3 protein-coding genes are annotated in these 1322 nt (G+C 31.2%); all 3 read right to left on the minus strand.

What is annotated here, in order from left to right; all coding sequences use genetic code 11:
* Window positions 1-112 precede the first annotated feature (112 nt).
* A complete protein-coding gene (locus GQ593_RS13300) occupies window positions 113-403 on the minus strand; it encodes a type II toxin-antitoxin system RelE family toxin (protein WP_065583136.1) in 291 nt (96 codons plus the stop codon).
* Entirely contained in the window at window positions 393-644 is a 252-nt protein-coding gene (locus GQ593_RS13305; protein ID WP_160432459.1) for a type II toxin-antitoxin system RelB/DinJ family antitoxin, read from the minus strand. The genes GQ593_RS13300 and GQ593_RS13305 overlap by 11 nt, the downstream gene beginning before the upstream one ends.
* Before the next feature lie 125 nt (window positions 645-769).
* Window positions 770-1216 carry an STY4534 family ICE replication protein gene (locus tag GQ593_RS13310; RefSeq protein ID WP_160432460.1) on the minus strand — a complete coding sequence of 149 codons (447 nt, stop codon included), beginning with the start codon at window positions 1214-1216 and terminating at the stop codon, window positions 770-772.
* Between the last annotated feature and the right edge of the window lie 106 nt (window positions 1217-1322).

Here is a 1322-nt window from a genome sequence, read left to right on the forward strand (position 1 = left end):
CCCCTATGGGTGAGTAAAAGATAGTTTATAAGAACTCAACATCAAATAGATGTTACCAACCTGCAAGAAACAGTGAGTTTGTTGGCTGTTAGGATGTGATTAGTATAACGATTTAGTTAATGCGCTGCTTCGCATCGTTGTAAACATTTAAAGATTCTCGCTTACCTATCGCTAACACTTTGATAATAATAAGCTCATCAATAACTTTATAGACCATTCTGAATCCAGATGACCTCAATTTTATTTTGAAACACCCAGACAGTGAACCACTTAACTTAGCTGATTCAATATAGGGGTTAATCTGAAGTTTTTTTAACTTTTTTTTAAATTGAAGCTGAATACTCCGATCTAATTTATTCCATTCTTTAAATGCCTTTTCATCGAACACGACTTTAAAGGTCATCCACATTCACCTCAATAGTTTTCCCCGGATTTCTGAGTCTATCTTCGGCAATTCTAAGAATATCTTCATCTTCGTCAATAAATAGATTCACTTCCTTAAAAGGTAATCTCTTATTATTGGCGACATACCGCAAAAAACCACGAATAGCTTCATTTGGCTTAATATTCATCTGATTAAAAACAGAAAATGATTCATCCCTAAGTTTATCATCAATTCTGATTTGTATAGGTTTATTACTCATAATTTATTCTCCATATTATAAGTGCATTGCAATATGTATTGCACCAATAATAATGTAATTTAAAAAACGTAAAAAGCAACTGATTTTACAATTAAAAAAAGCAAGTTTCCTTGCTTTTTTTATCGTTAATTAATTTGTTGAGGTTCACCTTGATTTTCTAAATGTTCGATTTTATCCGAATATTTAAGTTCACCGTCAATTTTAATGCTGGAGATTTTTAGTAATCGAGCTTTTAAATTGACTCCAACTTCTCCTTTTTTATCCCCAGTGCTGTATGTAAATGTTTCAGCATAGATATCACCAACGCAAAAATTTACTAAGATTTTTTTGTTAGCTTTATTTGCTTCGATGCATTTTTCAACTAATTTTTTTGCTTTTTCACCGGTAACGTTACAGTTAATGTAAGTATATTCGGCGCTCTGGCAATTTCCTCTTAGTGCTGCGATTGTACATGATAAATAAGGTTTACCATTTTTGACTTTAACTTCACGGATTCTGTTTAAATAGCCAATTCCAGTTGTATGTAAATCAAAAAATTGTTTAGTTACTGTGTTATTAGTTAAGTTAGCCATAATATTCTCCAAAATTAAATTAATAAAAAGGAGAATTTATGCCCGATAGGGATAAAATTCCCCTATGGGTGAGTAAAAGATAGTTTATAAGAACTCAACATCAAAT

This window comes from Gilliamella sp. Pas-s25, assembly GCF_009795885.1.
Taxonomy (GTDB): Bacteria; Pseudomonadota; Gammaproteobacteria; order Enterobacterales; family Orbaceae; genus Gilliamella.